This is a genomic window from Microcystis sp. M49636_WE2, assembly GCF_030065375.1.
GTDB lineage: Bacteria > Cyanobacteriota > Cyanobacteriia > Cyanobacteriales > Microcystaceae > Microcystis > Microcystis aeruginosa_C.
Window position 1 is genome coordinate 1 of the sequence record NZ_JASJFG010000182.1, and the last position, 7,946, is coordinate 7,946.

A 7,946-nucleotide genomic window follows, 5' to 3' on the forward strand; every position below is an offset into this window, starting at 1 on the left:
TCGTACACTGTCAAAGACAAGATGAAGCGCAGACTTTAGCTTTCGCTGATTCGGCCACATCAGGAGCGAGAGTTTTTATTTGTCATGTTTACGAACAGGGGGGAAGAACTCATCTAGTTTTTTCTCTACCTTGTAGTCTGCTGATTGAATTGGCAAAATTACAGAGTGCTGAAGCTAAAAAGAATAAGTCTAATGCGGATGAAGTCATGAACAGACCACTTATTCTCCAGCACGTTAACGAGATTGCAAAGTATTTGCAAGATACGGATCAGTATATTTTGCCCCCATTCATCTTTAACTCGAATACACCGATCAAAGTTTTTACCTATGGTGCAGGTCCAGTCAAATTCGGTTATGCTGTTATGCCAATAGATGTAGAACTTTATGTTACTGACGGTCAACATCGGTTAAAAGCGATCGAAAAAGTTTTACCTGAAAAACCTGACTTGCGTAACGACAGCGTAACTGTGCTGGTAGTTCAAGAAGCAGATATGGATCAAATTCATCAAGATTTTGCCGATTGTGCCAAAAATAAACCCATCCCTCCTGCTTTATTGGCTGCTTTCGACGTTACTGATCCTCTTGCTAAGTTGACTCGGACAATTACTAAAGATTTAGTCATTTTCAATGGACGGATTGATAAAATCTCTCGTACTATCGGAAAAGACGCCAAATATATGTTTACTATGAGTCAGTTAAGAATCGGTGTCGCTGAATTTCTTTTTGGTTCATCTCGAAAACCAGTTATAGAATCTCATTCTCGTCAAAGTAAGAGTGAATTTTTGCTAATGTTAGAGAGACTGAAGATTTTTTACACAGAATTCGCCAAAAACAATGATACTTGGCGACTTTTGCTACAACCTGCATCTCAAACGGTCAATCTCAACTTGTACGATCTCAGACAACAGCGTGTGGATTTTAATACCGTTGGGTTTCAGGTACTTAGTCGAATTGGACATTTCATCTTTTTTGGACAAGAATTCACTGATTTACAGCGAGAAGCTCTAATTAAAGCACTTGCGGGTTTGGATTATACCCGTGACTCAGCTTTATGGCTAAATAGTATCGTGATTGATGATGCTGGTGCTAAAAAGATAGTTACACAGACAACAGCAGTCGATAAAGCGTTTAAAATCGCCAGAGATGCTGTACAAGAGAAAACTGGGATAATTTTAATCTAGTTTCGAGTATATTTAGAGCAATTCAGTCTTATATACCTTCTGAAATCACAAGCAGAGATCGAGCAGTTTTGCTTTATCTCTCTTTTCCTGTGACTATTGATAGGTTTTACTAATTAGACATACAGTATAGAGAGGAGAACTTTAAAAGCATATATGTAATGACCGCAATCCAAACCTCTCTACTACCGAATCGTACTATTGATGAGTTCGTAGAAGATATTAAACTACTGACTCAAGAAGTACAAAAGCTCTACTGTTTAGATGAGATTCCTTGGATTATTGGTGTTTCTTGGGGAAAAGATAGTTCAGCAGTTTTACAGTTAATCTGGAATGCGATCGCTGCTTTACCATTAGAGAAGCGACAAAAAACTATTCATGTGATCACCACCGACACAATGGTTGAAAATCCCATTGTCTCCGCATGGGTTAGAAAGTCGATGGAAAAGCTGGAAAAAGCTTCAGAAGCTCATAGAATGCCATTTAAATCACATTTACTCTATCCTGCTGTAGAAGATCGCTTTTGGAGTGGATTAATAGGTAAGGGTTATCCTGCTCCCCGTTTGAAATTTCGTTGGTGTACTGGAAGACTGAAAATTAACGCTTCTAATAACTTTATTCGTGAAGTCATCAGAAATTGTGGGGAAACAATATTAGTTTTGGGAATCCGCAAAACAGAAAGCTCTCGTCGTGCTAAGGTGATGGAAAAATTAGAAGCTAAAAGACTTCGTGAGCGTTTGAGTCCTAATGCAAATATGCCCAATTCTCTCGTTTATAGTCCGATCGAAGATTGGCGTACTGATGAAGTATGGATGTACTTAATGCAGTGGGAAAATCCCTGGGGAGGAGACAACAAAGAATTATTAGCAATGTATCGAGGAGCGACTGCGGATAATGAATGTCCCCTGGTGGTAGATACCTCCAGTCCTAGCTGTGGAAGTTCCCGTTTTGGTTGTTGGGTTTGTACTTTGGTAGATAAAGATACATCTCTGAGTATGATGGTTCAGAATGACCAAGAAAAGGAATGGTTACAACCACTCGTAGAACTTAGAAATGAATTAGACCTTTTGGATGATAGAGAGAGACGTGATTTCCGTCGTCTTGTTGGGAAAGTACAATTATTTGAAAGAAACTTAAATGGAGAAATATCGATCGAACCTATACCGGGACCTTATACTAAAAAATGGCGGGAATATTGGCTGAGAAGGGTATTAGAGGCCCAGGAGAGCGTGCGTACTAATGCCCCAGAGGATATGAAAGATATTACCCTAATTACCACGGAGGAACTCAGCGAAATTCGCCGGATTTGGAGGGAAGAAAAGCACGAATTTGATGACCAATTACCGAAGATTTATAAACAAGTGACTGGAGAAACTTTTCAAGACCCGCGACCTGGAGCGGATAATAATCTTTTGGGGAGTGAAGAATGGGATATCCTCGCGGATATCTGTGCCGAGGATTCCATGCACCTAGAATTATTGGCTAAACTTATCGATACGGAACGTCAATATTTTCTCAAAATCTCTCGCAAGGGTATTTACAAAGACCTAGAAAAATGCTTTGAGTCTAGTTCTCGTAGTAAAGAGGAAGCGATCGAAAATGCTCGTTATGTCTATGATCTAAAGAATGCCGCTCAAAGTGGCAATATTGCTCAGGTGAAAGAACAACTCAAAGAGAGTTTTAGTGAACCGGAAAAAGACCCGCAAAAACAGTTAACTTGGGCCAGTATGAAATTCCCTACAACCGATGAGGAGGAGGAATAACGGGTTTATGTAAACTGGCGATCGAGTTGACCATCAATAAAATTACTGTTTCCCGACGACGCGATGAAACCCTACCAAAAAATTCCTATTCGTGAATGTGGGGAACCCCTAGTACCTATACCCGCAGATAAGTTTGTTATCCCTTCTCCCCACGCTTACGAGAAATTAGGAGCTAATTATCGGGGTAAATCTCCCTATTTTTTGCGACAAGGGGTGTTAAATGCTCTGATTGACGCTCAAAACCGCCTGCAAGTCTATCAACCTGGTTGGCAAATTTTGATTTTTGATGCCTATCGACCGGTGGAAGTGCAACAATTTATGGTCGATTATAGTTTTCAGACTCTCCTAGACACAAGAGGATTAGCCAAAGAGAAACTATCGGAGGCAGAAAGTCAAGCGATTTTAACAGAAGTTTACACTATTTGGGCAATTCCCAGCGATAATGCCGCCACTCCGCCTCCCCATAGTACCGGAGCGGCGATCGATATTACCCTGGTGGACGAGAAGGGACAAGCCATCGACATGGGGGGAGAAATCGATGAGATCGGAGAGCGATCGCATCCCGATTATTATATCGCCGCAAAAAGCCGACGAGAACAGAGTTATCATCAAAAACGAGTTTTATTGGCTAAAGTGATGGAGGAGGCGGGATTTAGCCGACATAAGGGGGAATGGTGGCATTTTTCCCTAGGGGATCAAATGTGGGCCTGGTCGCTCGATCGAGCCTACGCCATCTATGGCAGAGTGGAGGATTAAGTAGGGTTTGCGGCAAAAAGTTTCTTGTGGGGACAGGGTGTAGGGTGTAGGGTGTAGGGTGTAGGGTTTTACCGATTTTGAGGGGGTCAATTACCTAATTTTCAGGGGAAAAGTCCAGGGATTTTCCCCCCAATCACTTCCGTCGCCGGTACTTTTTGATTGACAAAAAGTCTAAAAGTCTTACCCAATAAGGTTTTAAGATTTATTCAGCCCACCCTATATCAATACTGATATACTAACAAAAGAAGACTCAAAGCTTAGACCGGCTTCTGATCGACGATCGCCAAAATTTGATCAACAAAAGCTTGGTGATCAACCACTGGTTTAGAAATATAACCATCGGCCCGACTCTGCTTGAGAAAATTCTCTCGATCGCCTTCCATAGCGTGAGCAGTGACGAGAATAACGGGTAAATCGGCGGTTTCGGGGTTAGCTTTGAGAATTTGGCTGATTTTAATGCCATCTACCGCTTTCCCTTCATAGACACTATGGGAGAGGGAGACATCCATTAAGATCACGTCCGCTTCCTTATCCCGAGCAATACGAAGCACTTCTTCCACATCTTCGGTCCCTTTGACCTCTAGACCACCTCGTTTGGTCAAAATTTTGGCAAAAACGCGAAAATTTATCGGGTCGTCTTCTACAATCAAAACAGTTGTCATAGGGAAGCTCAGGGATAAACAAGGTTAAAAAGGGCAAAATGCCTTATGATTCACAGCTAGACAGATTAAAAACGAGAGACTCATGGCCAAACAACTGGATTTCTTAGCTAGTGGTCAAATTATACCCACGGCTTTACACCAAGAGATGGAACGCTCCTATCTAGAATATGCCATGAGTGTGATCGTGGGGCGAGCCTTGCCGGATGTACGCGATGGACTAAAACCAGTACATCGTCGCATATTATACGCTATGCACGAACTGGGTTTAACTCCCGATCGCCCCTTTCGCAAATGTGCGCGGGTGGTGGGGGATGTGTTGGGTAAATATCATCCCCACGGCGATCAGTCAGTGTACGAGGCACTGGTTCGTATGGTACAGGATTTTTCCAGTCGTTACCCACTTTTATCGGGCCATGGTAACTTTGGTTCGATCGATAACGACCCCCCGGCGGCCATGCGTTATACAGAAACCCGTTTGGCCGGCATCGGTGATCAGGCGGTTTTAGGGGGAATTAGCGAAGCTATCGTTAATTTCAACAGTAATTTTGATAATTCTCAACAGGAACCCGTTGTTTTACCCGCTCAGTTACCGATACTCATTCTTAATGGTTGTTCTGGTATTGCGGTGGGGATGGCGACTAATATTCCTCCCCATAATTTAGGGGAAGTGGTGGAAGGTTTAATCGCTTTGATTGATAATCCCGATTTAAGCGAGGAAAAGTTAGTAGAAATTATCCCCGGTCCCGATTTTCCCACGGGAGGCGAGATTTTAGATGATACCGGCATTCGCGAGGCCTATCGCACCGGTAGGGGGATTATTCCCGTGCGCGGAGTGGCCAAAACTGAAACAATTATCATTGAGGGCAAGCGCCGAAGGGAAAGGACGGCAATTGTGGTTACTGAGTTGCCTTTTCAGGTGAATAAGGCGGCATGGATTGAAAAAATCGCTGAATTAGTCAATTTAGGGAAATTGGAGGGAATTGCCGATATCCGCGATGAAAGCAATCGCGAAGGCATTCGGGTGGTGATTGAATTAAAGCGGGAAAGTCAACCGCAGCAGGTTTTGGCGGCTTTATACCAACAAACGGCGCTGCAGACTAATTTTGGGGCAATTATCCTCGCTTTAGTCGATAATCAACCCCGGCAGTTATCGTTAAAACAAGTTTTACAGGAATTCTTGCGCTTTCGAGAAACAACTCTCACCCGTCAGTATGGCGACGAGTTGCAACAGGCCAGCGATCGCTTACACCTAGTGGAGGGTTTATTATTAGCTTTGCAGAATATCGATCGAGTGGTGGATATTCTCAAAAATGCTCCCGATGGGACGACGGCTAAGTATCGTTTTCAGGCAGAATTGGGCATTAGTGACCCTCAAGCTGATTCTATCTTGGCTATGCCCCTACGTCGTTTAACTGGTTTGGAAAGACAAAAGTTAGAGACGGAAGCGACGGAATTACAAACAAAAATTCAACAGTTAGAAACCCTCCTCCATAACCGTCAGGAGTTTCTCAAGTCTCTGAAAAAAGAATTGCGCTCTTTAAAGAAAAAATTCGCCGATAGCAGACGGACAAAAATTCGCACCGGCAAGTCGGGGGACAGGAGACAGGAGACAGAAGGGAAGAAACAGGATTCTGTGGTGAAAAAACAGGAGACAGTCCCGATGAAAAAATTTTCACCCCCACAGACGAAAGAGGTTTCCTTACCTACACCCCACACCCCACACCCCACACCCTCTTTGAAGGCAGAAGTTAAAAAACAGGAGAATAAAGTTAAGAAAAAGCCTGAGAGTGAGAATGCACCGAGTTTAAGCCTATTTACGCCCCAAGAACCCCCAGAAAATGCAATTTTATTGCTTGATGCCGAAGATAAAATTAGTTGGACGACACCGGAACAGCGAGCGCCAGAGCGGGGTTTAATTATCTATCAACAGGCGATCGAAAAACGGGAAAATTTCCTAGTTATCCTCGATAATGCTAAAGCTTACCCGATTGCTACCCGGGAAGTCCCCCCGCAAGCGAATCAACCAGTGTTAATCTCCAGTCTGCTGACCAAAACCGCACAAAAAGAGTCAGAAGCCGTGTTAAATCAATTTTTCTTGACGGAACCTCAAAAAAATCAAGAATTGCTTTTACTGAGTCAACAGGGGCGAATAAAGCGGCTTCCCATCGATGAATTAGAGGGGGTTGGTAGTCGGGGTTTGTCCCTGATGAAATTGAAAGAAGACGATCGCCTATATGGTGCTATTTTTACTCACGAAGGCCTGGACTTAGCGATCGCCACCAGTAGCGGTCGGGTGTTGCGTTATCCCGTGCGCGAGGAATTATTGCCAATGATGAGTAAATCCGCTCAGGGTTTAGCAATTTTGCGATTGCGCTACGGGGAACATCTAGCTGGCTGTGTTTCTCTCCCCCATCGGGAAAATCTGCTGCTGATTTCGGGATTGGGTTACGCGAAAAGACTGGCGATCGAGAATTTACGCTTATCACAATTAGGCGATCTTGGTTCACCCGCTTTACAATTCGTCAATAAACAGGATAGTTTAGCGGCCATGGTAGCGGCGCGGCCGGGGAGTATAGTGTTATTAAGTACCAATCAGAATCGAAAACTACCCTTAGAGGTAGAAACTGTGATGGTTACGGGTAAAGACGGGACAGGTTCACAATTAGTGAAACTCAACCCCACAGAAAAAATTATCAAAGCACAATTGTTACAGGACACCTCGAATAGGGGATTTTGTTAACAAAGTGTTGGTCGAGGAAATCTCCTAGATATACAGTGGTGAAGAGGGAATAATTTTAAATAACTAACAAGGCTCTCCGTCACTCAAAATTTGATTTTTTCGAGCTGTCTTAGAAATAACGCCCTAGTTATTGAGTAAAATTAAACTTTTTTTGCCCATCAACTTAAAAACTTGCGTTTTTTGGATCATCTTAGCATAGAGGACTGAGTAGTATGAGTTAAAGCAAAGTTGATTTGTTAATTTTGTCTATCAGTGTAATCTGGGTGAAATCTCTCACTTTTTTCCCTGATCAATTACTAAGGGGTAAGCTTAGAGGCACTTCAGTTACATATCTTGATAATTCAAAAAACTCTCAACCGCTTATTAATCCTGCCTCCTGCCTTGCTAAAACGCATCTAAGATGCGTTTTAGCTTACCCCGATCAATTGGACTTATTGATAAAATCTTCGCACTAATTGAGAATAACCCAAGATTTCATGAGGGTTTCGGGCTGTGCAATACTGAAGTAAATCTATTTTTTGAGCTACCCTACATCGTCTCTAAGTCAATGGCGAAAAAACCGAAAAATGTTGCGCGTAAACACCGGCATTGGCAAAGATGGTTAAAACTAACTCTGGTCGCAGTTTTTGGGTTTATTATCTTTAATTTAGCGACTAATTTAGCCATCTGCTGGTCAATTAATCAACAAAAACCCGTTGAGGCCATCTTAGTTTTGGGGGGCAGCATTCGTCGGGAAATTTATGTAGCCAATCTAGCCCAGCAATACCCCGATATACCAATTTTAATTTCCCAAGGCTCGGAAGATCCCTGTATTTTATTACTATTTGAACGGGCAAAAGCGCCAAAA

The 7,946-nt window shown here is 42.9% G+C and carries 5 protein-coding genes and 1 pseudogene; 5 read left to right on the top strand and 1 reads right to left on the bottom strand.

Features of this window, described 5'->3' with window-relative positions:
• The 3 genes from PX484_RS04160 to PX484_RS04170 form a co-directional block, all read left to right on the top strand.
• The coding region (locus PX484_RS04160; protein ID WP_288102956.1) for a DNA sulfur modification protein DndB at positions 1-1,181 on the top strand (1,181 nt) is incomplete at its 5' end.
• Positions 1,182-1,339: 158 nt separating this feature from the next.
• Positions 1,340-2,941: a DNA phosphorothioation system sulfurtransferase DndC gene (dndC, locus tag PX484_RS04165; RefSeq protein ID WP_046663220.1), complete on the top strand. Its 1,602-nt coding sequence runs from the start codon at positions 1,340-1,342 to the stop codon at positions 2,939-2,941.
• Between the two features lie 63 nt (positions 2,942-3,004).
• A complete protein-coding gene (locus tag PX484_RS04170; RefSeq protein ID WP_287767418.1) occupies positions 3,005-3,697 on the top strand; it encodes a M15 family metallopeptidase in 693 nt (230 codons plus the stop codon).
• Between the two features lie 257 nt (positions 3,698-3,954).
• Here the strand turns inward: PX484_RS04170 and PX484_RS04175 are convergent, their stop codons facing one another.
• Positions 3,955-4,359: a response regulator gene (locus PX484_RS04175; RefSeq protein WP_287666611.1), complete on the bottom strand. Its 405-nt coding sequence runs from the start codon at positions 4,357-4,359 to the stop codon at positions 3,955-3,957.
• 82 nt (positions 4,360-4,441) lie between these two features.
• Here PX484_RS04175 and PX484_RS04180 point away from each other — a divergent pair, with 82 nt between their 5' ends.
• Positions 4,442-7,099 carry a DNA gyrase/topoisomerase IV subunit A gene (locus tag PX484_RS04180; RefSeq protein ID WP_287767417.1) on the top strand — a complete coding sequence of 886 codons (2,658 nt, stop codon included), beginning with the start codon at positions 4,442-4,444 and terminating at the stop codon, positions 7,097-7,099.
• A 547-nt stretch (positions 7,100-7,646) separates the two neighbouring features.
• Positions 7,647-7,946 (top strand): annotated as a pseudogene (locus PX484_RS04185) (YdcF family protein); the annotation flags it as partial.

Coding starts and splice junctions, on each gene's coding strand:
- PX484_RS04170 (WP_287767418.1), top strand. CDS start 3,005: ATGAAACCCTACCAAAAAATTCCTATTCGTGAATGTGGGGAACCCCTA.
- PX484_RS04180 (WP_287767417.1), top strand. CDS start 4,442: ATGGCCAAACAACTGGATTTCTTAGCTAGTGGTCAAATTATACCCACG.
- dndC (WP_046663220.1), top strand. CDS start 1,340: ATGACCGCAATCCAAACCTCTCTACTACCGAATCGTACTATTGATGAG.
- PX484_RS04175 (WP_287666611.1), bottom strand. CDS start 4,359: ATGACAACTGTTTTGATTGTAGAAGACGACCCGATAAATTTTCGCGTT.